Source organism: Amycolatopsis lurida (assembly GCF_900105055.1).
GTDB lineage: Bacteria > Actinomycetota > Actinomycetes > Mycobacteriales > Pseudonocardiaceae > Amycolatopsis > Amycolatopsis lurida.
The window spans coordinates 2,213,415-2,239,164 of record NZ_FNTA01000004.1 but is presented as its reverse complement, the minus strand read 5'-3'; the positions used below and the strand labels follow the sequence as shown (position 1 = coordinate 2,239,164).

At 70.8% G+C, this 25,750-nt stretch carries 18 protein-coding genes and 1 pseudogene; 9 read left to right on the top strand and 10 right to left on the bottom strand.

Annotated features, from left to right (window positions below; genetic code table 11):
• Nucleotides 1-75: 75 nt before the first annotated feature.
• Together BLW75_RS15560 and helR are read left to right on the top strand one after the other, a co-directional pair.
• Nucleotides 76-3,735 carry a WD40 repeat domain-containing protein gene (locus tag BLW75_RS15560; RefSeq protein ID WP_091597661.1) on the top strand — a complete coding sequence of 1,220 codons (3,660 nt, stop codon included), beginning with the start codon at nt 76-78 and terminating at the stop codon, nt 3,733-3,735.
• A gap of 578 nt (nt 3,736-4,313) precedes the next feature.
• The gene (gene helR / locus BLW75_RS15555; protein ID WP_198935745.1) at nt 4,314-6,491 is read left to right on the top strand and encodes an RNA polymerase recycling motor ATPase HelR; all 2,178 of its coding nucleotides are present in this window, start codon (nt 4,314-4,316) and stop codon (nt 6,489-6,491) included.
• A 57-nt stretch (nt 6,492-6,548) separates the two neighbouring features.
• Here the strand turns inward: helR and BLW75_RS15550 are convergent, their stop codons facing one another.
• Genes BLW75_RS15550 through BLW75_RS15530 form a run of 5 tightly spaced genes read right to left on the bottom strand, consistent with a single transcriptional unit; the run spans nt 6,549 to nt 13,316 of the window.
• Complete coding sequence (locus BLW75_RS15550; RefSeq protein ID WP_091597658.1) at nt 6,549-9,653, bottom strand: arabinosyltransferase domain-containing protein; 3,105 nt, start codon at nt 9,651-9,653, stop codon at nt 6,549-6,551.
• A gap of 33 nt (nt 9,654-9,686) precedes the next feature.
• Nucleotides 9,687-10,430, bottom strand: a complete 744-nt coding sequence (locus BLW75_RS15545; protein WP_034312973.1) for a cobalt-precorrin-6A reductase — start codon at nt 10,428-10,430, stop codon at nt 9,687-9,689.
• Nucleotides 10,427-11,422 (bottom strand): Gfo/Idh/MocA family protein, encoded by a 996-nt coding sequence (locus BLW75_RS15540; protein ID WP_034312971.1) that lies wholly within the window; start codon nt 11,420-11,422, stop codon nt 10,427-10,429. The genes BLW75_RS15545 and BLW75_RS15540 overlap by 4 nt, the downstream gene beginning before the upstream one ends.
• The gene (gene cobM, locus BLW75_RS15535) at nt 11,419-12,180 is read right to left on the bottom strand and encodes a precorrin-4 C(11)-methyltransferase (protein WP_034312970.1); all 762 of its coding nucleotides are present in this window, start codon (nt 12,178-12,180) and stop codon (nt 11,419-11,421) included. The genes BLW75_RS15540 and cobM overlap by 4 nt, the downstream gene beginning before the upstream one ends.
• Nucleotides 12,177-13,316: a bifunctional cobalt-precorrin-7 (C(5))-methyltransferase/cobalt-precorrin-6B (C(15))-methyltransferase gene (locus tag BLW75_RS15530; RefSeq protein ID WP_034312968.1), complete on the bottom strand. Its 1,140-nt coding sequence runs from the start codon at nt 13,314-13,316 to the stop codon at nt 12,177-12,179. Before BLW75_RS15530 ends, cobM begins: the two co-directional genes overlap by 4 nt.
• Nucleotides 13,317-13,376: 60 nt before the next feature.
• Between BLW75_RS15530 and BLW75_RS15525 the strand changes: the two genes are divergently transcribed.
• Genes BLW75_RS15525 through cobC form a run of 4 tightly spaced genes read left to right on the top strand, consistent with a single transcriptional unit; the run spans nt 13,377 to nt 18,307 of the window.
• Nucleotides 13,377-15,338 (top strand): putative cobaltochelatase, encoded by a 1,962-nt coding sequence (locus BLW75_RS15525; protein WP_034312966.1) that lies wholly within the window; start codon nt 13,377-13,379, stop codon nt 15,336-15,338.
• Nucleotides 15,338-15,952, top strand: a complete 615-nt coding sequence (gene cobO / locus BLW75_RS15520; protein WP_034312964.1) for a cob(I)yrinic acid a,c-diamide adenosyltransferase — start codon at nt 15,338-15,340, stop codon at nt 15,950-15,952. Before BLW75_RS15525 ends, cobO begins: the two co-directional genes overlap by 1 nt.
• Nucleotides 15,946-17,280 carry a cobyrinic acid a,c-diamide synthase CobB gene (locus tag BLW75_RS15515; protein ID WP_034312962.1) on the top strand — a complete coding sequence of 445 codons (1,335 nt, stop codon included), beginning with the start codon at nt 15,946-15,948 and terminating at the stop codon, nt 17,278-17,280. The genes cobO and BLW75_RS15515 overlap by 7 nt, the downstream gene beginning before the upstream one ends.
• Nucleotides 17,273-18,307, top strand: coding sequence for an Rv2231c family histidinol phosphate aminotransferase CobC (gene cobC / locus BLW75_RS15510; RefSeq protein WP_034312960.1), 1,035 nt, complete (start codon nt 17,273-17,275; stop codon nt 18,305-18,307). The genes BLW75_RS15515 and cobC overlap by 8 nt, the downstream gene beginning before the upstream one ends.
• Here cobC and BLW75_RS15505 read toward each other — a convergent pair.
• A complete protein-coding gene (locus BLW75_RS15505) occupies nt 18,278-19,381 on the bottom strand; it encodes a PDDEXK family nuclease (protein WP_158005382.1) in 1,104 nt (367 codons plus the stop codon). The two genes, cobC and BLW75_RS15505, sit on opposite strands and share 30 nt — an antisense overlap.
• A gap of 221 nt (nt 19,382-19,602) precedes the next feature.
• Between BLW75_RS15505 and BLW75_RS15500 the strand changes: the two genes are divergently transcribed.
• Entirely contained in the window at nt 19,603-20,223 is a 621-nt protein-coding gene (locus tag BLW75_RS15500) for a hypothetical protein (protein ID WP_034312957.1), read from the top strand.
• A 128-nt stretch (nt 20,224-20,351) separates the two neighbouring features.
• Here the strand turns inward: BLW75_RS15500 and BLW75_RS15495 are convergent, their stop codons facing one another.
• The 3 genes from BLW75_RS15495 to BLW75_RS15485 are packed head-to-tail and all read right to left on the bottom strand — an operon-like array spanning nt 20,352 to nt 22,723.
• Nucleotides 20,352-21,098, bottom strand: a complete 747-nt coding sequence (locus BLW75_RS15495) for an adenosylcobinamide-GDP ribazoletransferase (protein WP_091597648.1) — start codon at nt 21,096-21,098, stop codon at nt 20,352-20,354.
• Nucleotides 21,095-22,108 (bottom strand): nicotinate-nucleotide--dimethylbenzimidazole phosphoribosyltransferase, encoded by a 1,014-nt coding sequence (gene cobT, locus BLW75_RS15490; protein ID WP_034312954.1) that lies wholly within the window; start codon nt 22,106-22,108, stop codon nt 21,095-21,097. Before cobT ends, BLW75_RS15495 begins: the two co-directional genes overlap by 4 nt.
• A gap of 9 nt (nt 22,109-22,117) precedes the next feature.
• Nucleotides 22,118-22,723, bottom strand: a complete 606-nt coding sequence (locus BLW75_RS15485) for a bifunctional adenosylcobinamide kinase/adenosylcobinamide-phosphate guanylyltransferase (RefSeq protein WP_034312952.1) — start codon at nt 22,721-22,723, stop codon at nt 22,118-22,120.
• A 36-nt stretch (nt 22,724-22,759) separates the two neighbouring features.
• Between BLW75_RS15485 and BLW75_RS15480 the strand changes: the two genes are divergently transcribed.
• Nucleotides 22,760-23,692 (top strand): cobalamin biosynthesis protein, encoded by a 933-nt coding sequence (locus tag BLW75_RS15480; RefSeq protein WP_034312949.1) that lies wholly within the window; start codon nt 22,760-22,762, stop codon nt 23,690-23,692.
• Nucleotides 23,689-25,146, top strand: coding sequence for a cobyric acid synthase (locus BLW75_RS15475; RefSeq protein WP_034312947.1), 1,458 nt, complete (start codon nt 23,689-23,691; stop codon nt 25,144-25,146). The genes BLW75_RS15480 and BLW75_RS15475 overlap by 4 nt, the downstream gene beginning before the upstream one ends.
• 33 nt (nt 25,147-25,179) lie before the next feature.
• Here BLW75_RS15475 and BLW75_RS15470 read toward each other — a convergent pair.
• A pseudogene (locus BLW75_RS15470) lies at nt 25,180-25,740 on the bottom strand (TetR/AcrR family transcriptional regulator); the annotation flags it as partial.
• Nucleotides 25,741-25,750 lie beyond the last annotated feature (10 nt).

The window sequence follows — 25,750 nt, the reverse complement described above, 5'->3', positions numbered from 1 at the left end:
GCGGTTCACGCGTCCGGTTGTTTTCAAATGCGTCTGCTGCTCCGCCGACAGGCGCTTCGACGATCAGGGGGCCTGGTGCCGAGACGCGAGCGCCCGCTGGGGCCGGGCGACGACGTCGTCGTGAGCTTCGCGGCGGATCTCCGGCGACTTCGCGAGAAGGCCGGCGGGCCGACCTACCGTGAGCTTTCGAGCCGTGCGGGCTACTCGGCCGCCGCGCTCTCCGAAGCCGCCGGCGGCCGGAAACTGCCGGGGCTCGCGGTGACGGCCGCGTACGTCACCGCGTGCGGCGGCGACGTCCCGGCTTGGGAGGAGCGCTGGCGCACGGTCGCCGCGGGCCTCGCCGCGGCCGCGGGCGAACGCGACGACGCCGAGCTTCCGTACCTGGGGCTGGCCGCGTTCCAGACGGCTGACGCCGCCCGCTTCTTCGGCCGCGAGCGGCTGGTCGCCGAGCTGACCGGCAAGCTCGCGGAACGTCGGCTCGTCGGCGTCTTCGGCGCTTCGGGTTCGGGGAAATCGTCCGTCCTGCGAGCCGGATTGGCAGCGGTGAGCGAGCGTCCGGCCGTCATCCGGACGCCTGGAGCGCATCCGCTCGAAGAGGACCTCGACGCCGAGGGACGGCTGCTGATCGTCGATCAGTTCGAGGAGGTCTACACGCTCTGCCGGGACCAGGCCGAACGCGAGCAGTTCGTCGACACGCTGCTCGCGCTCTCCCGCGACGAGCACGAAACGCGGGTCGTCCTCGGTGTCCGCGCGGACTTCTACGGTCACCTCTGCCGTCACGCAGGTCTGGTCGAGGCGCTCACCGACGCGCAGGTGATGGTCGGCCCGATGACCGCCGACGAACTCCGGACCGCGATCGTCGAACCCGCCGTCCGCGCGGGCTGCCGGGTGGAGGCGGCGCTGGTCACGACGCTCGTCGCCGACGCCACCGGTCAACCCGCGATGCTCCCGCTGGTCTCGCACGCGCTGCTGGAGACCTGGCGCCGGCGCCAGGGGATCACGCTGACCAGCGCGGCCTACGAGGCGGCGGGCGGGATCCTCAACGCGATCGCGCAGACGGCGGAGGCGGTCTACACGGATCTGGAGCCGGACAGACAACGCGTCGTGCGACAGATCTTCCTTCGGCTGACCGCGCTCGGCGAAGGCACCGAAGACACGAAGCGCCGTCTCAACCGCCGCGAACTCGACGACGACCCGGCGACCACGGAGGTCCTCGAACGCCTCGCCGACGCGCGCCTGCTCGTCCTCGACCGCGACGGAGTCGAAATCGCCCACGAAGCATTGATCCGCGGCTGGCCTCGGCTGCGCGACTGGCTCGCGGAGGACCGCGAAGGGCATCGTCTGCATCGCCAGCTCGCCGAAGCGACCGAGCTGTGGGAATCGCTGGATCGCGACAAGGGCAGCCTGTACCGGGGCACGCGGCTGGGGCTCGCGGCCGAATGGGCGGAGCGGGAGCCGGAAGCGCTGAGCGCGCGCGAGCGGCAGTTCCTCCAGGCCGGGCTGGACGCCGAAGCCGAGGAGACCGCTGTCGGTCGCAAACGGACGCGGAGGCTGCGAAGACTTGTGGCGCTCCTCGGTGTCCTGCTGCTCCTGGCTGGTGTCGCCGTCGGATACGCCGTCGATGCCGGACGGACCGCCACCGACCAGCGGAACGTGGCACTCGCGCGCAAGGCCGCCGTCGACGCGAAGGCGATGCGGGACTCGAACCCGGCGCTGTCGACGCAGCTCAGCCTCGCCGCGTACCGGCTCGCGCCGATCCGGGAAACCCACGACGGCCTGCTCGCGTCCGTGGCGGCGCCGTTCGCCACCCGGATGGTCTTCGACTCCGGTGACGTCACCGTCGCGCTGAGCGGGCAGCTCATGGTCACCTCGGATTCCTACCGGGCGACGCAGGTGTGGTCGATCGCCGATTCGCGGCAGCCGGCGCTCCTGGCGACGCTGCCCGGTTCGGAGGAGGTCCGCGGGCCGCTGGCGTTCAGCCGCGACGGGCGGGCGCTCGCGACCGCCACCAGGGACCACCGGGTCCGGCTGTGGGAGCTGACCGATCCGCGGAAGCCGGTGCGGAAGGCCGACGTCACCGGTCATCGCGCGCCCCTGTTGTCCCTCGATTTCAGCGCGGACGGCCGCCGCCTCGCCACCGGCTCCGTCGACCGCACCGTCCTGCTCACCGACGTCGGCGACCTCGCTGCGCCGAAACCGCTCGGCGGCATCCCGGCCCCCGAGCTCGAACGCGCCGTGTTCAATCCCGACGGCACGATGCTCGCGGTCACGAGCACGAACTGGACGGCGGAACTCTGGGACGTCACCACACCGTCCGCGCCGCGGCGGCGCTCCGTCCTTTCCGGACACAAGGACCTCCAGCTCACCCCGGCCTGGAGCCCGGACGGGCGGCGGCTGCTCACCACCAGCTGGGACCGCACGGCGAAACTCTGGGACGTCGCCGATCCGGCGGCGCCGCGGCCGTTGTCGACGTTGACCACCCCGGCCGTGGTCTGGGCGGCCGGGTTCAGCCCGAGCGGCAGGCTGGTGGTGACCGCGGGGGACGACCAGTCCGTGCGGCTCTGGGACGTCACGGGACCGGCGAAGGAACTGCCGCCGTTGTCCGGGCACACGAACGCCATCTGGTGGGCGGGCTTCTCCCCGGACGGCAAGACCATCGTGTCCACCAGCGACGACCGGACGGTCCGGCTGCAGGACGTCGGCGAACTGGCGCTGGCTTCGAGCGCGGGCTGGAGCGCCGGCACGTTCACCGCACAGGGCCGGATCCTCGTCACCGCGGGGGACGACGTGCGGCTCTGGGCGATGGACGATCTCCGTGCCCCGCGCCAGCTCGCGAAACTCCCCGGCCCGGCCACCGTCACCGCCATCGCGCTGAGCCCGGACCGGCGAAGTCTCGCGCTCGCGACGCACGACGGGGCCGGGGTGGCCGGGAGGTTCCTGCTCCAGCGCTGGGACATCGCCGATCCCGTGGTGCCGCGGCTGTTGGCGTCGACCGAGGTGAAACCCACGTATTCGCTCGCGTTCAGCCCCGACGGGAAGACCTTCGCCTCCGGCCACGACGACGGGCCGATCCAGCTCTGGGACGTCGATGATCCCCGGCGGTTCGCCGAGCCCCGGGTCATCCCCGTCGGAGACGGCACCGTGTGGTCGCTCGCGTTCACCCCGGACGGGCGGACGCTGGTGGCGAGCCAGGGGCCCGACACGTCCGCGGTCACGCTGTGGGACGTCGCCGACCCGAAGCGGCCGGGTCTGGTGTCGACGTTGAGGCCCGACGGCGGCACTCTGTTCAAGATGGCGCTCAGCCCCGATGGGCGCACGGTCGCCGCGGGCGGCGACGACCGGAACATCTACCTGTGGGACATCGCCGATCGCGCGCACGCCGTGCGGCTGGCGAAACTGGGCGGCAATCCCGAAGGCGTGGGGCATCTCGCGTTCGGGCCGACCGGCCGGGAGCTGGCGGCGTCGGCGTTCCGGACAGTGCGCGTCCTCGACCTGGACGATCCGCGGAATCCGGTCGAAAAAGCGCAGCTCACCGGATTCGCGGCGACGGTCAACTCGCTGGCGTACCGGGAGGACGGGCAAACGCTCGCGATCGGCAGCAGCGGTGTCCAGCTGTGGCAGACGGACACGGAGCGCGTGGGCGAGGAGATCTGCCGGCTGGCGACGCAGAGGATCACGAGGGAGGAGTGGGAGAGGTATTTCCCGGGGCTCGACTACGCGCCGCCGTGCGGATGAGGGCCGCCGCGAAGGCGCCGCCGTGCGGATGAGGGCCGCCGCGAAGGCGCCGCCGTTGCAGTACATGAAGGCCCCCTTCCTTGCGCCTAAGTACAGGAAGGGGGCCTTCATGTACTCGGCGAGGTCCTTCACGGGCCGGGCTTGGGACCAGCTGCCGCCCATTACGCCACCGGCGCCCCTTGCGGTACTTCGGCAGGGTGTGAAGGTCGAGGCCTGCACGGACCTGCGGCTAATGCCGCCCGCTCTAACGACCCGTATCACTCACGAGCCAGCGCAGCGGACCCCCGGTGCCCGGGTGAAGGGGACATTCCCCGCATCCAATGTGGCGAAAGCGCCCTTCACGCCACCCGCTGCCCTCAAGAGAACAGCTCGCTGCCCTTCACGATCCCTCGCGGACCCGGGCAAACGGGCATAAAAGGCTCGGAGGCAACCTGGGGGAGATGGGCCGATCGGCCAAGAATCGAACGAAGGCAACTCCCTCCGTAATAAACATATAGCGCATAGGGGGACTTGCCACAAGACCCCGGTCATGCCTCAGACTCACTCGCCGTAGCCGCAACCTGGTGAAATGGGAGTCTGTGTCAACTCAGGGTCATGAAGAAGAGCTGCGGTCCGAACGCGAATACGTCGCCGGGCTCTACACGCGCCTGGACGCCGAACGCGCGCGGGTCAAGGGGGAGTACCAGGCGGCGCTGGGCGGAACCGGCGGGACGGCCATGGAGCGCGACGTCGAGGTGCGGGCGCTGGCCAGGGAGTCACGGCGGCTGGACGTCGTCGACAACGGCCTGTGCTTCGGCAGGCTGGACAGTCTCGCGGGGGAGACCTCGTACATCGGCCGCATCGGGCTCTTCGACGAAGAGAACGACTACGAGCCGGTGCTCCTCGACTGGCGGGCCCCCGCCGCCCGCCCGTTCTACACCGCGACGGCCGCGACACCGGAGAAGATGCGCCGTCGCCGCCAGTTCCACACGCACGGGCGCGAGCTGCTCGGCTTCACCGATGAGGTGTTCGGCCGTCCCGGCGGCGACGCGGAGGGTGACGCCGCGCTGCTCGCGGCCGTCAACGCGCCGCGTGGCGAGGGGATGCGGGACATCGTCGCGACGATCCAGTCCGAACAGGACGAGATCATCCGGCACGAGCACCCGGGCGTGCTGGTGATCGAGGGCGGGCCGGGTACCGGGAAGACCGTGGTGGCGCTGCACCGCGTCGCGTACCTGCTCTACACCCAGCGCGAGCGGATGGAACGCCACGGCGTGCTCGTGGTCGGGCCGAATCCGGCGTTCCTGCACCATATCGGCCGGGTCCTGCCGTCCTTGGGCGAGACCGACGTGGTGTTCATGACCACCGGCGATTTCGTCCCCGGCAAGCACGTCACCGCCGAGGACGGCCCGGAAGCGACGCGGCTCAAGGGTTCGCTGAAGATGCTGGACGTCCTCAAGGCCGCCGTCGCCGATCGCCAGCGGCTGCCGGAGGAGCCGGTGCTGATCGACCTCGCCGACGTCACCGTGCGGATCGACGCCGAGACCGCGGAATGGGCCAGGGACGAGGCCCGCAAGAGCGGTCTGCCGCACAACGAGGCGCGCGGGACGTTCATCGACGTCGTCACCTACGTCCTGACCGAGCGGGCGATCGCGCGGATCGGCCGAGGCTGGCTCAGCCGGGACGACCGCGACGAATGGGAGCGGCTGCGGAAGGACCTGCTCAAGGAACTGGCGGAAAGCGAGACGTTCACCACCGCGCTCGGCGAACTCTGGCCGATCCTGACGCCCGAGAGTCTGCTGGGCTCGCTCCTGTCGTCGCCGGAACGGCTTCGCGCGGCGGGTGCGGACCAGGCGTTGCTCCGCGCCGACGGGGAAGCCTGGACGGTGTCGGACATGCCGCTGCTCGACGAGCTCGTCGACCTGCTCGGCCGCGACAAGGCGGCGGACGAGGCGGCGGAGAAGGCGCTCGCGCGGGAGAAGAAGGCCGAGGCCGAGTATGCCGAAGGTGTGCTCGACACGATGAAACTCGACCGCGAGGAGATGGACGAGGACGTCATGCTGTCGGCGGAGAACCTGCTCTTCGCCGACGAACTCGCCGATCGGTTCGTCGAGCACGACACGCGCAGCCTCGTCGAACGCGCCTCCGCCGATCGCGACTGGACATATCGGCACGTCGTCGTCGACGAGGCGCAGGAACTGTCCGAAATGGACTGGCGGGTGCTGATGCGGCGCTGTCCCAGCCGGTCGTTCACCGTCGTCGGCGATCTGGCGCAGCGCCGGTCCGAGGCCGGGGCGCGATCGTGGGACGCGATGCTGAAGCCGTACGTGCCGGGCCGCTGGGTCTATCGGTCGCTGACGGTGAACTACCGCACCCCGGCGGAGATCATGGCCGTCGCGGCGTCGGTGCTCGCCGAGTTCGCGCCCGACGTCCGCGCGCCGGAGTCGGTCCGGTCCAACGGGGTCCGGCCGTGGGCCCGGCAGGTCGACGCTGATTCGCTGGCAGGCGCCATCGAGGAGTTCGTCAACGACGAAGCCGGGCATGAGGGCACCAGCGTCGTGATCGGCCCGCCCGGGGTGCCGGGCACGGTGCCGGCCTCGGAGACGAAGGGGCTCGAGTTCGACGCCGTCCTCGTCGTGGACCCGGAGCGGATCCTCGCCGACGGCCCGCGCGGTGCCGCTGAGCTCTACGTCGCACTCACGCGCGCTACGCAGCGGCTCGGCGTCCTGCACGAAGGCCCGCTGCCGGAGGCGCTGAAGGACGCTTTCCCCGCATGAGACGCGACGAAAGTGTCCTTCACCGCGACTGATGCGGTGAAGGACGCTTTCAGCCCACTAGCGCGTCGGGTCCTTGCCGTTCGGCTGCCGCGGTCCCGGACCCGGCGACCACCAGCCGGGGACGACCTTCTCGCCGTGGACGATCGTCGGGGCGATGCCCTCGGTGAACGGTTCCACCTGCAGCAGCTGGCCCCACGACTGGCTCGGCTGGCCGATCAGATAGCTGGGCACCTCGGGTTCGGCCGCGACTTCTTCGAGCCAGCCGATGGGGCCGCCGTTGGTGCTGGACGCCCAGTTCGCCTCGTCGGCGACGGCGCCGGGGGTGATCCGGTAGTCGGGCACCTTCGAGATGCCGTCGTGCGAGGTCACCGGCTGCACGCACGGGTAGACGAAGGACGCGGGCCAGTCGATGTACACCTGCTTGCCCGCGATCTTCTCGGTCAGCGTGGTGAACGTCGGCACGCGCGGCGCGGACGCGGCGATCCAGCCGTCCTCGGTGAGGTCGTTGTCGACGATGTTGATCCGCACGGACGTCGTCTCGGCGGGGAGGTCGCGCAGGTTGATCCGCGTGTCGTTCCAGCCGTTGGTCCCGGCGCCCGGCGGCAGCACGAACTGGCTGCGGACGACCTTCACGCCTTCGCTGGTGTTGACGCCATAGTCGAGGCTCACCGACGTCGGCCGCCGGGCCGCACCCGCGGTGGCGACCACGATCTGGCCGTCGGCGGGCTTCTCGGAGAGGGCGTACCAGTCGCTGCGCAGCCGTCCGGCCCGCGTTTCGGCGTCGAGGAAGCTGCTCCACATCGGGACTTCGTCGGGTTTGAACCCGTGTGGCGGCTCGGCCAGCGGGTCCTTGTCGTCGATCGCGCGGGTGTGGAACCCGGTCTGCACGCGGCCGTTGTCCTGTTCCGGATCGGGCAGCGGCGGCGGGGTCTGCCCGGCGGGCGGCTCCTCCTTCTTGACCGGCACCGTCCGCTGTTCGGACTGGGCGCGCAGGATGCTGGTCGCGGCGTCGCGTTCCACCATCACGTGATCGGAGAGGTTGCAGCTCTTGCCGAACAGATGCCCGAAGTTCGCGGCGCCGAGGCTGTAGGAACCCTGCTGGTTGTGGATCGCCCACGCCATGCTGACGAACTCGCCCGTGGCCATCAGGCCGCATACGACCACCAGCGAGAGCGAACCGAGCCGCAGCGACCGGCTCCGCCCCTCCTGCGGTCCCGCTTGCAGCCCTGGCCGGTGCGCGCGGACGTTCTCCACGAACGCGTACACCCCGGAGATCGCGGCCGCGATCAGCAGGATCGTCGACAGCGGGATCCCGCCGATCGACGGCGCCACCGCGGTCCACTGCACGCCGAGTTTCGAGACGAACCAGTACGAGTTGGGCCCGGTCGCGGCCAGCGCGCCGACCACGAGCAGCCCGGCGAGGAACGCGGCCCGGTTGCGCCTGGACCTCAGCACCGTCGAACTGGTCGCCAGCGCGGTCAAGGCCGCCATGGCCGCGCCGACCGCGGCGAACGCGCCGAAGTGGTGCGTCCACTTGGTCGGGGTCAGCGCCAGCAGCAGGAAGAACAGGGCGACCGTGCCGATCAGGCGGCGGCTGGGGCCGAGCGCGGCGCCGGGGATCCGGCCGCGGCGCAGCAGCACCACCAGGCAGGTCCCGGTGCACAGCAGCACCAGCAGCACGGGGAACCGGCGTGGCACGGAGCCGTCCGGCAGGCTTTCGAACAGCAGCTGGTAGCGCGCGAGTTCCTGGAACCACGAGAGGTTCGGGCCGACCAGGGTGCGGATCCGGGTCGCTTCCTGCACGGTGGCGAAGGTCTGGTCGGCGAACACCACGACCAGCACCAGCAGCCCGGCGGCCAGCACCGGCGCGAGTACCGGCAGCCAGCCGTTCTCGGCGCGCTGGCGGACCAATTTGTACAGCGGGCGCGCGGCGACCAGGAACGGCGCTACCGCGATCAGCCCGGTCGGCGTCGCGGCCAGGGTGAACCCGGCCGCGGTCAGCCCGAGGCACAACGGCAGCAGGCGGCGGGTCACCAGCGCGCGCTCGACGGCGCAGATCGCCAGCAGCGAGCCCAGCGCGGCGACCGGTTCGGGCCGGACACCGTTGTTGAACGGCATCCACCAGACCAGGAAGACCGCGGCGGCGGCCCAGCCGGCGGCGCGGCTCGTGCGGACCTGTGTGCCCAGGCGCGGCATGACCTCGCGGCTGATCAGCAGCCAGCTCAGCACGCCGAGCAGGAACGACGGGAGCCGGATCCACGGCGGCACCGTGCTGACGTGCGCCATCAGCTGGTACACGTGGTAGAACCAGCCGAACGGCGCCTCGGCGACCCCGAACCACCGGTGGTAGTTCGTCAGGTAGCCGGTCTCTTCGGCCACTCTCGACATCGTGAGGATGTAGCCGTCGTCCGAGGTGACCGGGCCGATGAAGACCCAAGCGCCGAGCGCGATGATCACCGTCGCGTCGCGGGCGGTCAGCCGCCACCAGCCGACCGGCGCCCAGCGCGGCGCACGGCGGGCGAAGCCGGAGTCCATCCGCCACACCGCGATCAGGCAGCCGATGAACGACAGCGCCGCGATGACGCCGATGATCCACTTCCACACGGTCGGCGAAGTCTGGTAGCGGGTGTCCGGAACGACCGAGACGTGCAGGCCGGCGATCGGGTCCTTGCCCGCGTTGATCGACGAGTAGATCCCGACCAGGCGCGGCCGGACGTCGCCCTCGGCGTGGAACACCACGGTCTCGGCGACGGTCAGCGTCATCCGGTTCGCGTCCGCACGGAGCTCGATGTCGCATTTGTTCTCGGGCAGCGGCTGCTGCACGATCTGCTGCCCTTGGCTGGACGCGAGCAGCACGCCGTTGTCGATGCGCAACTGGAGGCCGACGCCCTTGCCGGCGCGCGGGTCGGTGCGGCCGTCGGGCACGGTGGAGAACAACAGCGCCTGGCCCTGCGAACGCGCGTCCAGCGACCGGACGGTCGTGCACGGCAGGTCGACGCGCAGGTCCTGAGCCCAGTACCCGGTCAAGGGCGCGTTGACGGAGCGGGTGTCGCCGCCCGTTGGCCAGACGACCTCCGCCGTGTCCTGCACCACCGGCAGGAAGGGGAAAGCCAATGCGCACAAGGCGGACAGCAACCCCAGCGTGACAGCGATCAGACGCATCGGCGCAACGCTAACGGGTCTGGTCCGAACGGCTTACGCAGGGCTGCCCTTCGCCGTGCCGCTCAACCAGGTTAGAGCGCCCTGAACTGTCGTTACGCTGGACGTTTCCGGTCGCTTCGGCCGCCGGACGACGACCACCGGGAGGCCGAGCCCGCGGGCCGCCGTGAGTTTCGACGCGGTCATCTCGCCGCCGCTGTCCTTGGTGACGAGGACCTCCACGCCGTGCCGCTCCATGAGCGCCCGCTCCTTCTCCACCGTGTACGGCCCGCGGTCGAGCAGGATTTCGTGACGGCGGGGGAGCGGCGCTTCGGGCGGGTCGACGCAGCGGATCAGGAACCAGAGATCCAGCCCGGCGAAGGCGGCGAGCCCTTGACGTCCGCTGGTGAGGAACACGCGTTCGCCGAGTGACGGCAGCAGCCGCGCGGCGTGATCGAGGTCGTCGGCCCAGTGCCAGGTGTCGCCGGGCTGTTCGGTCCACCCGGGCCTGGCGAGCCTGAGCAGCGGTGTTCCCGTTTCCCGCGCCGCGATGGCCGCGTTCGAGCCGATGCGTTCGGCGAAGGGATGCGTGGCGTCGATCACCGCGTCGACGTCGTTCTCGGTCAGCCAGCGCGCGAGACCCTCCGGGCCACCGAAGCCGCCGACGCGGGTCTCGCCGTGAGGCAGCTTCGGGCGCGCGACGCGGCCGGCGAGTGACGACACGACGTGCTCACCGCGCGCGACGAGTTCCTTCGCGAGCTCGCGTGCTTCGCCGGTGCCGCCAAGGATCAGCAGCTTCATCGGGCCACAGCCTCGCGCCACCGTTCCAGCGTGCGCAGGTTGGCGAGTGTTTCCGCCCAGGTGAGTTCGGGTGCCTGGCGGTCTTCGAGGTGGGTGGCGACGTGGTCGGCTTCGCGAGCAAAGAGGCCTTGAGTCGCTTCTACCTCGATCACCTCGGGCTCACCGCCTTCCGGCGTGAGAATGATCTGCGAGGTCTTCGGTTTGCGCATTTCGTGGATCCACGCCGGTTTCGGCACGTACAGCTGCCCTTCCGAGCCGTACACGCGGATGTGGTCGTCCTGCGTCAGCCGGAAACCGCAGGCCAGCTGCGCGAGGATCCCGCCGGGCAGCCGCAGCAGCCCGAACGCGACCTCGTCGACGCCGTTCTCGTCGAGCCTGGCCATCCCGAGCACCTCTTCGGGCTCGACGACGTCCTGCCCGGTCGCCGCCTGCGAAACCAGCCGCGCGAGTGACGTGCAGTAACAGCCGACGTCGAAGATCCCGCCACCGCCCAGCGCGGGATCGGTGAGCCGGGGTACGGCGAAGTTGTAGCTGAAGGCGACGTCCACGGCGCGGACCTCGCCGATGGCGCCGCAGGAGATCAGTTCGGCCAGCCGCCGGATCTGCGGGTGCAGCCGGTACATGAACGCCTCCATGAGGAAGACGTCGTTGGCGCGGGCGGCGTCGATGACCTTCTCCGCCTCGGCGACCGACATCGTCAGCGGTTTCTCGCACAGGATGTGCTTTCCCGCTTCGGCGGCGCGGATCGCCCATTCGCCGTGCAGCGGATGCGGCGTCGAGATGTAGATCGCGTCGACGTCCGGATCGGCGAGCAGGTCTTCGTAGGCGCCATAGCATTTCGGGATCTCGAAGCGGCTCGCGAACTCGGCCGCCCGGTCACCGGATCGCGCGGCGACGGCTTCGAGGACACCGTGTTTGCTCTCTTCGACGCCCGCCGCGAACTCGGCGGCGATGGTCCCGGCGGCCAGCAGGCCCCAGCGAAGGTTCTTCACAGCGACTCCGGTTGGTTGGCGCGATCGCGGGTGGCCGAGTACAGGAAGCTGTCGGGAAACCCTTCCGCGGCAAGGGTTTGCCCGACGAAGATCATCGCGGCGCGGCTGATCCCAGCCTCGCGGGCTTGCGCCGCGATGGTGCCCAGCGTGCCGCGCAGCACCTGCTCACCGGGCTGGCTCGCCAGCGCCACCACCGCCGCCGGGCAGTCGTCGGTGTAGAACGGCCGCAATTCGTCGACTACTTGCTCTATGCGGTTGATCGCCAGATGCAGCGCGAGCGTGGTGCCGGTGCGCGCGAAGTTCGCCAGCGTTTCCCCCGGTGGCATGGCGGTCGATCGGGCCTGCGCGCGCGTGATGACCAGGCTCTGGCCGACCTCGGGCACGGTCAGTTCGCGGTTGAGCAGCGCGGCCGCGGCGGCGAACGCGGGGACACCGGGCGTGACGTCGTAGGGAACGCCGGCCGCGTCGAGACGGCGCATCTGCTCGGCGACCGCGCTGTAGATCGACGGATCACCGGAGCAGAGCCGCGCGATCTCGTGGCCCTTGCCGTGGGCCTCGACCATGCGCTCGACGATCGCGGGCAGGGCGAGGTTCGCGGTGTCGATGAGCACCGCGCCGTCCGGGCAATGGGCGAGCAGGTCCGTGGGCGTCATGCTGCCGGGGTACAGGCAGGTCTCGCAGCGGCCGAGCAGGTCACGGCCCCGCACGGTGATGAGGTCGGCGGCGCCGGGTCCGGCTCCGATGAAGTGCACTGTCAAGGTTTGCTCCACTGCGTCACGGCTCGCGCCGGGGTCCAGCCGGTGAATCCGCCCAGCGGCGCGGCTTGTTCGACGCCGACGCGGATCAGCTCCCCGCCGTGTTCGCCGTACGCGCGGGCCAGCACCTGTTCGGATTCGAGGGTCACGCCGTGCGCGACGATCCGCGCGCCGGTCGCCAGGCAGGCGTCCAGCAGCCCGGGCACGGTCAGCCCGCCGCCGACGAAGATTGCGTGCGGCCTGGTCAGCCCATCGAGTGCGTCCGGCGCCGCGCCGATCACCACGTCGAGTTCCGGGACGCCGAGCGCGTGCGCGTTCCGGGTGATGCGGGCGGCCCGCTCGGGCGACCGCTCGATCGCGATCGCCCGGTTCGCGGGATGGATCCGGGACCACTCGATCCCGACGCTGCCCGCGCCCGCGCCGACGTCCCACAGCAGTTCACCGGGCGTCGGCGCGAGCCTGGCCAGCGCGGACGCGCGGAGGTCGCGTTTGGTGAGCTGTCCGTCGTGCTCGAAGGCGTCGTCGGGGAGGCCGGTCAGCGGCAGCGCGGGGCCGTCGGCCTCGATGGCGAACACGGTCAGCGTGCCGGGGCCGACACGCTCTTCCGGGCCGCCGAGGTCGGACAGCGCGGTGACGCGGCTCTTGCCGTAACCGCGGGCTTTGAGGAGGTCGAGCAGGTCTTCGGCGTTCGCACCGAGCACGAGGATCTTCCGGCCGGGCGTGAGCACACGGTTCACCCGGCTGATCGCGCGGCCGACGACAGTGACCACTTCGGTCTCCTCCGCCGACCAGCCGAGCTTCGCGCGGGCGAGCGTGGCCGAGGAGAGCGCGGGCAGGACCTCGACGTCGTAGCCGCGCTGGATCAGCGTCGTGCCGATGCCGGACAACAGGGGATCACCGCTGGCCAGCACGCAGACGCGGCCTTCCCGCTCGGCGAGGAAGGCGTCCAGGCCGGGAAGGAGCGGGCTCGGCCAGGGTTCGCTTTTCATCCCGGCGGGCAAGTACGCGAGCTGCCGCGGCGAGCCCACGACCACGTCGGCGCCGAGCAGTGCTTCCTTGGCCCGCTCGGACAGGCCGGGCCAGCCGTCGGCCCCGATCCCGACGACCGTCAGGGGTGATTTTTCGCGCACCTCGGTCACGGTAGATGACGGAATTCCTATGCGATGATCGGCCGGAGGTCGTCGACGACAGGGAGTGCTGTGAAGCCGTACCCGTTCACCGCCGTTGTGGGGATGCCGGATCTGCGCCTGGCGCTGGTGCTTTCCTCGATCTCGCCCGCCGTCGGCGGGGTGCTGGTGCGCGGGGAGAAGGGCACGGCGAAGTCGACGATGGTGCGCGCGCTGGCCGGTCTGCTGCCCGGCGTCGACGTGGTGGACGCGTGCCGGTTCTCCTGCGACCCCGTCGAGCCCGACCCGGCTTGCCCCGACGGCCCGCACGCCGAAGGTTCGCCCGCGCACCGCCGTCCCGCGCGGCTCGTGGAGCTGCCGGTCGGCGCGGCCGAAGACCGGGTGATCGGTTCGCTGAACCTGGAACGCGCGCTCGCGGACGGCGTCACCGATTTCCAGCCCGGTCTGCTCGCGGCCGCGCATCGCGGGCTGCTGTACGTGGACGAGGTCAACCTCCTGCACGACCACCTGGTCGACACGCTGCTCGACGCCGCCGCCATGGGGCGCGCGACCGTCGAACGCGAGGGTGTCTCGGTGTCGCACGCGGCCCGGTTCGTTCTCATCGGCACGATGAACCCCGAGGAAGGCGAACTGCGGCCGCAGTTGCTGGACCGCTTCGGGCTCACCGTCGAGGTCGCGTCCAGCCGGGATCCCGAACTGCGGGTCGAGGTCGTCCGGCGGCGGCTCGCCTACGAGGCCGATCCCGACGGTTTCGCCGGCCAGTACGCCGCGGCCGACGCCGAACTCGCCGCGGACATCGAGGCGGCGCAACGACTTCTGCCGTCGGTCAAACTCCCCGACGACGCGCTGCGGCAGATCGCGGAGGTCTGCGCGTCCTTCGAGGTCGACGGGATGCGCGCGGATATCGTGACCGCGCGGACCGCGGTCGCGCACGCCGCCTGGGCCGGGCGCACCGAGGTGACCACCGACGACGTCCGGGTCGCGGCCCGGCTCGCGCTGCCGCACCGCCGTCGCCGGAATCCCTTCGACGCGCCCGGGATCTCCGAGGAGCAGCTGGAACAGGCGCTCCAGGACGCCGAGCCGGAAGGCCCCGGTCCCGACGACGACGGCGGCCCCGGTTCCGGTGCCCCTCCTGAGGGCGGTGAGGCTCCGCCGTCGGACGGCGGCGGTCAGGAGCCGTCGGGCGGCGGCAAGAGCGGTGGTGACCAGAAACCGGTCGGGGCCGGGGAAGCCTTTCGTGCCAGGCGTTTCGAGGTGAAGGGCACCGGTGAGGGTGCCGCCGGACGGCGGTCGAGGGCGATCACCGACAACGGGCGGACCATCGGCGTCCAGCCCGCCGGGACCAGGGACGGGCATCCGCATCTGCTCGCGACCGTGCGCGCGGCCGCGCCGCATCAGCGGTCCCGCGGCCGCAGTGGCGCCGGACTCGTGGTGCGGCCCCAGGATCTCCGGTTCGCGCGGCGGGAAGGGCGCGAGGGCAACCTGGTGCTGTTCTGCGTCGACGCGTCCGGCTCGATGGGCGCGCGGCAGCGGATGCGCGAGGTCAAGACCGCCGTGCTGTCGCTGCTGCTCGACGCCTACCAGCGTCGCGACAAGGTCGGCCTGGTGACCTTCCGCGCCTCCGGTGCCGAACTCGCGCTCCCGCCGACGATCAGCGTCGACGCCGCCGCGTCCCGTTTGGACGGTCTCGCGACCGGCGGACGGACACCGCTGGCCGAAGGACTCCTTGAGGCGGCGCGGGTCCTGCGGATCGAAGCGGTCCGTGATCCGCTGCGGCGTCCGCTGCTCGTCGTCGTCACCGACGGCCGCGCGACCAGCGGCGCCGACGCCGTCCAGCGCGCGAAACAGGCCGCCGGGCTGCTGGCCGGGAACGTGACTTCGATCGTGATGGACTGCGAGAGCGGGAAAATGCGGCTCGGGCTCGCCGCGGAACTGGCCGAGCACCTTGGCGCCGAGCATGTCCCGGTCGCCGAGGTCGCCGCCGACACCCTCGCGGGCGCCGTCCGTACGCGTATCTCCGGAAAGGCGGCGTAATGCCCCAGGGCAAACCGGAAACCGTGCCGAACGACGGGCTCACCACCCGTCAGCGCCGCAACCGCCCGCTGCTCGCCGTGCACACCGGCGAGATGAAGGGCAAGTCCACGGCCGCGTTCGGGATGGCGCTGCGCGCGTGGAACCAGGGCTGGTCGATCGGCGTGTTCCAGTTCGTCAAGTCGGCGAAGTGGCGCGTCGGCGAAGAAGCCGCGTTCCGTGCCCTCGGCAAGCTGCACGACGACACCGGACAGGGCGGCCCGGTGGAGTGGCACAAAATGGGCGAAGGCTGGAGCTGGGCGCGCAAATCCGGTTCCGAGGAGGACCACGCCGAGAACGCGCGTGAGGGCTGGGCCGAGATCAAACGCCGTCTCGCCGCCGAGACCCACGACTTCTACGTCCTCGACGAGTTCAGCTACCTGCTTAAATGGGGCTGGCTCGAAGTGGACGACGTCGTCTCGACGCTGACCGCGCGTCCCGGCCACCAGCACGTGGTGATCACCGGCCGGTACGCCCCGCCCGAGCTGATCGAGGCCGCGGACCTGGTCACCGAGATGACGAAGGTGAAGCATCCGATGGACGCGGGGCAAAAGGGCCAGCGAGGCATCGAATGGTGAATCGCGTGGTCATCGCCGCGCCCGGTTCGGGGCACGGCAAGACCACGATCGCCGCGGGCCTGATGGCGGCGTTGCGCGCGCGGGGGCTGAAGGTCTCCGGGCACAAGGTCGGCCCCGACTTCATCGACCCGAGCTACCACGCCCTCGCCACCGGACGGCCCCCGCGCAACCTCGACCCGTTCCTCCAGGGTGAGGATCGGCTGATCCCGTTGCTGCGGCACGGTTCCGCCGGTGCCGACATCGCGGTCATCGAAGGCGTGATGGGCCTGTTCGACGGGGCGCTCGGCACCGAGGGGTACGCGTCGACGGCGCATGTGGCGCGGCTGCTGGACGCGCCCGTGGTGCTGGTCGTGGACGCCTCGGCCGCGTCGCGCAGTGTCGCCGCGACCGTACTCGGGTTCGCGCAGTACGACACGCGCGTCCGCCTGGCCGGCGTCATCCTGAACAAGCTGGGCTCGCAACGGCACGCGGACGAGATCGTCACCGCGCTGGAAGCGACCGGTGTCCCGCTGCTGGGAACGTTGTACCGCAACGAAGAGATCCACGCGCCGAGCCGTCACCTCGGTCTGGTCCCGGCGGCGGAGCGGGCGAGCGAGTCGGAACGACTGCTGCCGGAGCTGGCGGCATGGATCAGCGAGGGCGTGGACCTCGGTGCGATCGTGCAGGTCGCCCGGTCGGCTTCGCGGCTTTCGGGGGAGCCTTGGCGGCCTCCGTTCGCATACGACGGACGCCGTTCGGTGGTCGCCGCGGCGGCCGGTCCCGCGTTCACCTTCCGCTACACCGAGGCCGTCGAGCTGCTCGCCGCCGCCGGTGTGGACGTCGTCGACGTGGATCCGTTGCAGGACAAGGAACTTCCCGAAGGCTGCGCCGGGCTGTACTTCGGCGGCGGCTTCCCCGAGGTGCACGCCGAGGAACTGTCGGCGAACGCCCCGCTGCGGACCGCGGTCACGCGGGCCGTCGGCGACGGAATGCCCGTCGTGGCGGAGTGCGCCGGGCTGCTGTACCTGTGCCAGGACATCGACGGGACACCGATGACCGGTGTCCTCGACGCATCGGCCACCATGACGAAACGCGGGAAACTCGGCTACCGCCAGGCTTTCGCGCCCGCGGACAGCGTGCTCGCCGTCGCGGGGCAACGCGTCACCGGGCACGAATTCCACCGCACGATCATCGAACCCGGCAGCGGCCCGACCCCGGCGTGGGGCTGGGACCGCATTCCCGACGGTTTCGCTTCGGCGTCCCTGCACGCGTCGTACCTGCACGTCCATTGGGCGGGCTACCCCGAACTCGCCGAACGGTTCGCCACCGCGGTGCACGACCATGGCTGACTACGACCTCTGGCACCACGGTGATCGCGAAGTCGGCGAAGGACTCGTCGATCTGGCGGTCAACGTCCGTCTCCCCGTGCCACCCGCTTGGCTGCGCGCCAAACTGGCGGCGGCCCTCGACGATCTGGCGGCTTATCCGGACGTCACCGCCGCCACGGCCGCGGTCGCCGCCCGGCATTCGCTGCCGGAGTCCCAGGTGCTGGTGACCTCCGGCGCGGCAGAGGCGTTCACGTTGCTGGCCACGGCGTCGCGGCCGTCGCACGCCGTCGTCGTGCATCCGCAGTTCACCGAACCCGAGGCCGCTCTGCGCGCGGCAGGCCATCCCGTGCACCGGGTGCTGCTGTCCCCCGACGACGGCTTCCGGCTGGGCGACGTTCCGGAAGAAGCCGATCTGGTCTTCGTCGGGAACCCCACGAACCCGACGTCCGTGTTGCACCCGGCGGCGGACCTGCTCGCGCTGGGGCGCCCGGGGCGCCTGGTCGTCGTCGACGAGGCCTTCCTCGACGCCGTCCCCGGTGAGACCGAAAGCGTTGCGGGACAACCCGGTTTCGCCGTCCTGCGCAGCCTGACGAAGACCTGGGGGATCGCCGGCCTGCGCGCCGGATACGTACTGGCCGGCGAGTCCGTTGTGGACGGTCTGCGCGCGGTCCAGCCCCCGTGGTCGGTGTCGTCGCTCGCCGCCGTCGCCGTGGTGGCGTGCTGTCGCCCGGCGGCGCTGGAGGAAGCCGAAAAGCTGGCGGTGGCGGCGGAAGCGGACCGGGAGTACCTGGTTTCGGGTCTGACCGCGTTGGGCGTCGAAGTGCTCGGAGAGCCTCGGGGTCCTTTCGTGCTCGTACGGCTCCCCGGCGCCGACGGTGTCCGGGAACGGTTGCGGGAGAACGGTTTCGCCGTCCGGCGTGGGGACACCTTCCCGGGGCTGGACGCGCGGTACCTGCGGATCGCGGTGCGGGACCGGGAGACGGTGGATCGGTTCCTGGCGGCTTGGCAAGAAATCTCGTCACGTTCGGCGGCGTGGCTGGAAGAGTAGCCGGACAAGGCGGTCGCCGTAGAAGAACGTGATCGAGGAAAGCAGTGCGCTCTTGACTTCCCTTGCCCGTAGGGCGGCCGCACCGTCCGCGCGGAGAAGCCAGTCCTCGAGCTGAGTCGGTAGCGCGAATCGGAGCTGAAACCCGCGTTCTTCGTCCGCTGGCGTGATCACCCAGTCGCCGGCGATCTCATCTCTTCGTCCGGTCGCGATGTTCACGAGAATGTCCGAGCTTTTGCGTTCCAGGTATTCGCGGAGACGATGCGGATCATCAGGTCGCAGCACCAAGACGAACGGTGCGGGCGGAAAGCCCAAGATGAGGTCGTACCCGGAGTCGTCCGCGAGGTCGTCGGCAATACGAGCAAGCGATTCGTCAGGAAGGTGCTGGGATTCTTGAGTTGCAGGATTCAGCTCGCTCGCCCACTGCCCGCGGAGAGCGGTATGGTCAGTTCGCTCAACGCCGACATGGGCGTCGTGCCCGTCGGCGGTCCAAGTACCGAGAGCGAGTCTGAGAGCCGTCCGGACCTGGCCGCGAGGAAAGGTCGAGATACGCGATCGTTCAGCCAAAGAGTGCAGCTCACGAGCGGTTTGATCCACCGCTGCCAACAGTGAGGCGAAGGCCGGGCTCGACAGGTCGACCAACGAGATCTGCTGCGCGAGCGCGTAGTGCTGTGCGGGCCGGGTGAACCCGGACACGGAGAACAGGGCATAGCGATAGTGGTAGCGTCGCATCGGAATACGTCGAGATCCAGCGGATGCTGTTCCGTACTGTTCGTTGACGTCGTGGATTACGCCGTGAGCGTTTCGGACATCGCGAAGATCGGCTTTCGACTTGCGGTACTTGGCCTCGACGAAGATTCGGAGTGGCAGGGAGAACGGCGCGGGCCGCACTAGTTCCCCGAGGACATCAGCCTGGTGATCCGTACCTCGCCCGCGCACGAGTAGACCGTGCGCGCCACGTTTCAGGGCATCGGGATCTTGCCTCTCGGAAACGAGCAGGTGGTAGCCATTGCTGCGCAAGAGTCGCGCAAGATGTTCTTCGAGTACATGACCCCTCAGTGCGTCCAACGTAATCACGGGTAAGTCCCCTCGTCGCCCGATATGGCTCCCTGCCTCTAGCGTGGCCTCCAGCCCGCCGTGCCGGTGTAACGCTTTTGGGTGGTTCGCCGTCAGCAGCATCGGTGTGGCCGTTGGGGGCGTTGATCATCCTGCGCTATCTCTTGGCCCGGCCGAGCGTGGGCGGTCTTGCCTGCTCGTTTCGTCTTACCATCGGGCACCCGAAGTGGTTGGATGGGCCGGTGAACTTCGTGATCGGCGTCTTCGATCTCTTCGCCTACACCATCCCCGGCGCGTTGTACGTCGCGTTCTTCGGCTACCTCGGGGCGAAACTCCACATCCTGACCGCGGCGAGTATCGGTGGCGTGCCCACCGTGGTGCTGGTCGTCGTGATCGTGGTGCTGAGCTTCCTGCTGGGCTATCTGGCCTATCCGCTCGGGGAGGCGTTGGAGCGGATCGTGCCGCGCAGGCGGAACCGGGACGCGGCCCAGGATTTCGTCCGCCGGATGCCCGCCGCGAAGGACCGCCCGTTCCTGAAGGAGAACCCGCATCTCCTGCTGTGCGCGCTGCAACTGCACGACAAGGAGGTCGCGGCCGACGTCACGCGGCTGCGCGCGTCCGGGCTCATGGTGCGCAACTGCGCGCCGCCACTGTTGTTCGGCGCCATCGCCGCGATCGTCGACATCTTCGCGGGCAAGCACCCGTTCGTCGCCGCCGCCGTCGCGGTGCTGCTGCTGTTCTCGTCGCTCACTTTGGTTTCGCAGGGCCGGAAGCTCGGACTCTGGGCCGGGATGAAGACCTTCGAACTGTGCTTCTGGCTGCCGGAGATCGACGAGAAGCTGAAGACGGACACTGCCGCCTGACCGGGGCCAGTGAGGCCGCAGGCGTATCTCGCGTGCTCAGACGCGTAACTCGCGTGCTTGGAGGCGTAACACGCGAGTTACGCCTCCAAGCACGCAAGATACGTCTCTGAGCACGCGAGATACGTCGTTCAGAACGACAAAGCCAGCAATACCCCCGCGACGGCGACCTCGACGCAGCCACCGAGCACGTCCCCGGTGACCCCGCCCAGCCGCTGAACGCACCGCGCCAGCAACGCCGCCGCGGCCAGATACCCCAGTGCCACCGCGGCGAGCCCTTGCCACCACGGGAGTACCAGCGCGGCCGCGCCCGCGAGCACGGCGAACACCGCCGCGGCCGTCCACACCGGCACCGAACCGGCGACGGTCGCGCCCAGTCCTTCCGGCCGTGCCGAGGGCACGCCGCGCGTACAGCACAGCGAGAGCACCCCGCGTCCGGCGATGACCGCCGCCGCGGCGGCCGCGATCCCGTGCCCGGCCGAGATCGCCCCGGCCAGCGCGCCGGTCTGCACGAGCAGCGTCAGCACCAGGGTCGCGATCCCGGTCGGCCCGGAATCCCCGCGCCGCATGACCTCCAGCGCCCGCGCGCGGTCGTACGAAGCACCGAGCCCGTCCGCCGTGTCGGCGAGCCCGTCCAGATGAAGACCGCGGCTGCCCAGTGCCACCGCGCCCAACGCGAGCGCCGCCGACGCGAACGCGGGCAGACCGGCCGACTCACCCAGGAAGACGATCAGCGAGGCGACGGCCGCGAGCGGCACGACGGCCAGCGGGGCGAGCACCATCGCGCCGCCCGCCACCCGCCGGTCGATCACTCCCGGCGGCGGCACCCGGACGGTGGTCAGGGTGCCGACGGCCATCTTCAGCGCGTCGGCGATCAAGCCAGATCCGCCAGCAGACCCATGTCCGCGAGGATCGCCCGTGCCGCCCTCAGCGTCGGTACCGCCTGCACGGCGCCGCTGCCCTCGCCCAGCCGCAGCCCGAGGTCGAGGATCGGCTCCAGGTCGAGCGCCTTCAACGCGTACGCCTGCGACGGCTCGGTCGACCGGTGCCCGGCCAGCCACCACTGCTCGGCGCCTGGCGCGATCTCGCGGGCGACGAGCGCCGCGGCCCCGGAGAACACGCCGTCGAGGAGCACCGGCACCCCGCGAACCGCCGCCTGCACGAGAAAACCCGCCGTCGCGGCGAGACAAGCGCTGCCGAGCGCGGTCAGCACCGTGAAGGGGTCCTTCACCGCACCGGCCCTGATCAACGCGGCCTCGACGACCGCGAGCTTCCGTACCCGCCCGTCCTCGTCGATCCCGGTGCCCGTACCGACGACGTCTTCCGGCAAAAGACCGAGCAGCGAGGCGACCACGGCCGCGCAGATCGTCGTGTTGCCGATCCCCATGTCGCCGGGAACGAGCAGATCCGCGCCGTCGTCGATCTCCTCGTCCGCGATCGCCCGCCCGTGCTCGAACGCCGTCCGCGCCTCGCCCTCGGCGAGCGCGTCCTCGACGTCGATCGAACCGGAACCCCGCCGGACCTTGTGCGCGGTGACCTCGGCGGGCACGTCCGCCGCGTCCCAGTCCACCGCGATGTCGCACACCCGCACCGTCGCTCCGGCGAGCTTGGCCAGCACGCCGACGCCGCTCTTGCCTGCCAGGAACACCCGCACCATCGCCGCGGTGACCTCGCGCGGATACGCCGACATCCCGGAAACCCCGTGATCCCCGGCGAAGACGACCACGCGGACGTCGTCGAGCGGCCGCGGCGGGACCTCGCCGTGCGCCGCGCTGAGCCAGGCGGCCAGGTCTTCGAGCCGACCGAGCGAGCCCAGCGGCTTGACCAGACCGTCCAGCCTGGTGCGCGCGGCGGCTTCGGCGGCGGCGTCCAGGGTGGCGATACGCATGGTGACTCCCTACGGCAGGTCCAGCATCCGTCCGGCGACGACCAGCACGGTCCGGTCGGACACGGCGGCGACCCGGTTGTTCAACGCGCCCAGCACATCACGGAACACGCGTCCGGACACCGTCGCGGGCACCACACCGCTGCCGACCTCGTTGCTGACCGCGATCACCGGCACGTCGGCCTGCGCCCACGCCGCCAGGAAGTCCTCCAGCCGGTCGTCGAGCCGCCGTTCCCAGCCCTTGCGCTGCTCCCAGGCACCGACCTCGTCGAGCACCCGGCTGATCCACGTGCCGAGACAGTCGATGAGCAGCGGATGCGTCGCCGTGCGCAGCACCGTGGCCAGGTCAGTGGTCTCCACCGTCTTCCAGTTGCCCGGCCGCCGAGCGCGGTGCGCGGCCACCCTGGCGGCCCATTCGGGATCTTCGGCGCTCGGCGGCAGCCCGGGCGCGACGTAGGTCAGGTGCGGGTGGCGGGACGCGAGCCGCTCGGCGTGGTGTGACTTCCCAGAGCGGACGCCGCCCAGTATCAGCACCTTGCCGTCGTCGCGCGAGTAGCGGCGAAGTGCGCGCGCGAGGGTCTCCAGGACCTTCGCGAGGCGATGCGTCAGCTTGGTCATACCCCGCATTCTCGTGCACGCGCTACGGTTCGCCACGTGCCACTCCGACAAGCCGCCACCGCAGCCGGACTCGTGACCGGTTACGTCGCCGACGCCGTGTTCGGAGATCCACGCAGGAGGCATCCGGTCGCGGGCTTCGGCCGGGCCGCGCAAGCCCTCGAACAGCGGGTTTACACCGATTCGAAGGTGCGGGGCGCGGCATACACCACGGTCTGCGCGGGCACCGTCACCGGATTGGGGGTCGCGGCCCAGTTCTGGACCCGGAAGCGGCCGTTCGCGCGGTTCGCGCTCACCGCGGCGTCCACCTGGGTGGTTCTGGGCGGCAAGGGGCTCGCGGCCGAGGGCACCCGCATGGCCCGGTTGCTCGACGAAGGCGACCTGCCGGCCGCGCGGCAGCGGCTTTCGCATCTGTGCGCCCGTGACGCCACCGGGCTCGACACCGGACAACTCGCGCGGGCGACCACCGAGTCCATCGCCGAGAACACCTCCGACGCGGTCGTCGCGCCGCTCCTGTGGGGCGCGGTCGCCGGGATCCCCGGCCTGCTCGGTTACCGCGCGCTCAACACGCTCGACGCGATGGTGGGCTACCGGTCCCCGAAGTACGCCAACTTCGGCTGGGCGTCGGCGAGGACCGACGATCTGGCGAATCTGGTGCCGTCCCGGGTCGGCGCGGCACTCACGGTCGCGTCGGCGCCGCTGGCGGGCGGATTCGCCAGACCCGCGTTCCGGATCTGGCGCCGCGACGGGAAGCATCATCCGAGCCCCAACGCGGGCCAGGTCGAGGCCGCCTTCGCCGGCGCGCTCGGGATCAGGCTGGGCGGGACGAACAGCTACGGCGGACGTACCGAACGCCGCGGTGTCCTCGGCGACGGCCGCGAGCCCGAACCGGTGGACGTGCGCCGCGCGGTCCGGCTGTCGAGGGCGGTCGGTCTCGCCGCGCTCGCCGTCGCCGTGGCGGTCACGCGGTGAGCGGCCTGCTCGTCGCCGGGACGACGTCGGACGCGGGCAAGAGCCTGGTCACCGCCGCGTTGTGCCGCTGGCTCGCGCGCCGGGGCGTGCGGGTCGCGCCGTTCAAGTCCCAGAACATGTCGAACAACTCGATGGTGTGCGCCGACGGCGCCGAGATCGGCCGCGCGCAATGGCTCCAGGCGCGGGCGGCCCGCGTCGAACCCGAAGCCGCGATGAACCCGGTACTGCTGAAACCGGGGAGCGATCGCCGCAGCCATGTCGTCGCGCTCGGGAAACCGTTCGGCACGCTGGAAGCGGGGGAGTACGCCACGGGCCGGGCCGGGCTCGCCGAGATCGCCTTCGACACCTTCACTTCACTGCGAAAGCGTTTCGACGTCGTGCTGTGCGAGGGCGCGGGCAGCCCGGCCGAGATCAACCTGCGCGAAGGCGACTACGTCAACATGGGGCTGGCGCGGCGCTTCGGCCTGCCCGTGGTCGTCGTCGGCGACATCGACCGCGGCGGCGTCATGGCCGCGATGTTCGGCACCCTCGCCCTGCTGTCCGCCGAAGACCAGGCGCTGGTTTCGGGCTGGCTGGTCAACAAGTTCCGCGGTGACGTCGGCCTGCTGCGGCCGGGACTGGAGACGCTGGAAAAACTCACCGGCCGCGAGGTCTTCGGCGTGCTGCCCTGGCTCGACCAGGTATGGATCGACTCGGAGGACGCGCTCGCCGCCGCGGGCTGGGGTGCGTCGGGCGGGTCGCTCCGGGTCGCCGTCGTGCGTTTTCCCCGTGCCTCCAACGCGACCGACGTCGACGCGCTCGCCGCCGAGCCCGGGGTCTCGGTCGCGCTGACCGCAGATCCGGACACGGTCCTTTCCGCCGACGTGGTGATCCTGCCGGGTTCCCGCGCGACCGTGGACGACCTGGCGTGGCTGCGTGCGCGCGGCCTGGCGGACGCCGTGCGGACGCGGGCCGAGGCGGGACGTCCGGTGCTGGGGATCTGCGGCGGCTATCAGATGCTGGCCGCCGAGATCGAGGACGACGTCGAATCCGGCGCCGGAACGGTACCCGGTCTCGGTCTGCTGCCGACGCGCGTTTCGTTCGGCGCCGACAAGGTGCTGGCCCGGCCCTCGGGGGAATGGCGCGGGCAACCCGTGGAGGCGTACGAGATCCACCACGGCACCGTGACCTCCACCGGCCCCGCCGAGTCCTTTTTGGACGGATACCGGCTGGGTGCGGTGTGGGGCACGATGTGGCACGGAGCCTTCGAGAACGACGGTTTCCGCCGCGCCTGGCTGGGCGAGGTGGCGGACTGGTCACCGGTCGACGGGGCGCCCGGATTCGGCCTGCTCCGGGAGAGCATGCTGGACCGGCTCGCCGACGCCGTCGAGGACCATCTCGACACCGTGGGGCTCATAAATCTGATCGAGCGTGGCGCTCGGCCGGGCCTGCCCTTCGTTCCGCCCGGTGTCTGAACCGGGCTCCAGCGCGCGCAGCACCAGCCGGACCACCGACTCGCCGAACTCCTCGGAGAGCGGACCGGTCCGCAGCAGCCAGCGGTAGTAGACCGCCCCGTAGAACAGATCCACGCCCGTGTCGATGTCGGCGTCGTCGATCCTCCCCGTCCTCGCGGCGACCCTGAACCGCTCCCGCGTCGCCTCCAGCCACGGCCGCACCAGCCGCTCGTCGAGTTCCGCGGACAGCTTCGCGTCGCCCTGGATCGCGGTCAGCAACGCCCGGTAGAACGCCTCGTATCCCTTGTCCGCCAGCGGGTCCACAGTGGATCTGAGCACCGTGCGCAGATCGGCCTCCAGGTCGCCGGTGTCCGGGAAGGTCAGCTCGTCCGCCCCCTGCACCAGCGCCAGGTACGCGTCCAGCACCAGCGCGCCCTTGTCCGGCCACCAGCGGTAGATCGTCTGTTTTCCCACCCCCGCCCGCGACGCGATCGCCTCCACCGCCAGCTTCGGGTAGCCCACCTCCCCGAGCAGTTCGGTCGTCGCGGTCAGGATGGCCTGTCGAGAGCGTTCGTTACGCCGGGTCGGATCCGGGGACTTGACGTTTCCAGCCATGCCGGTACTG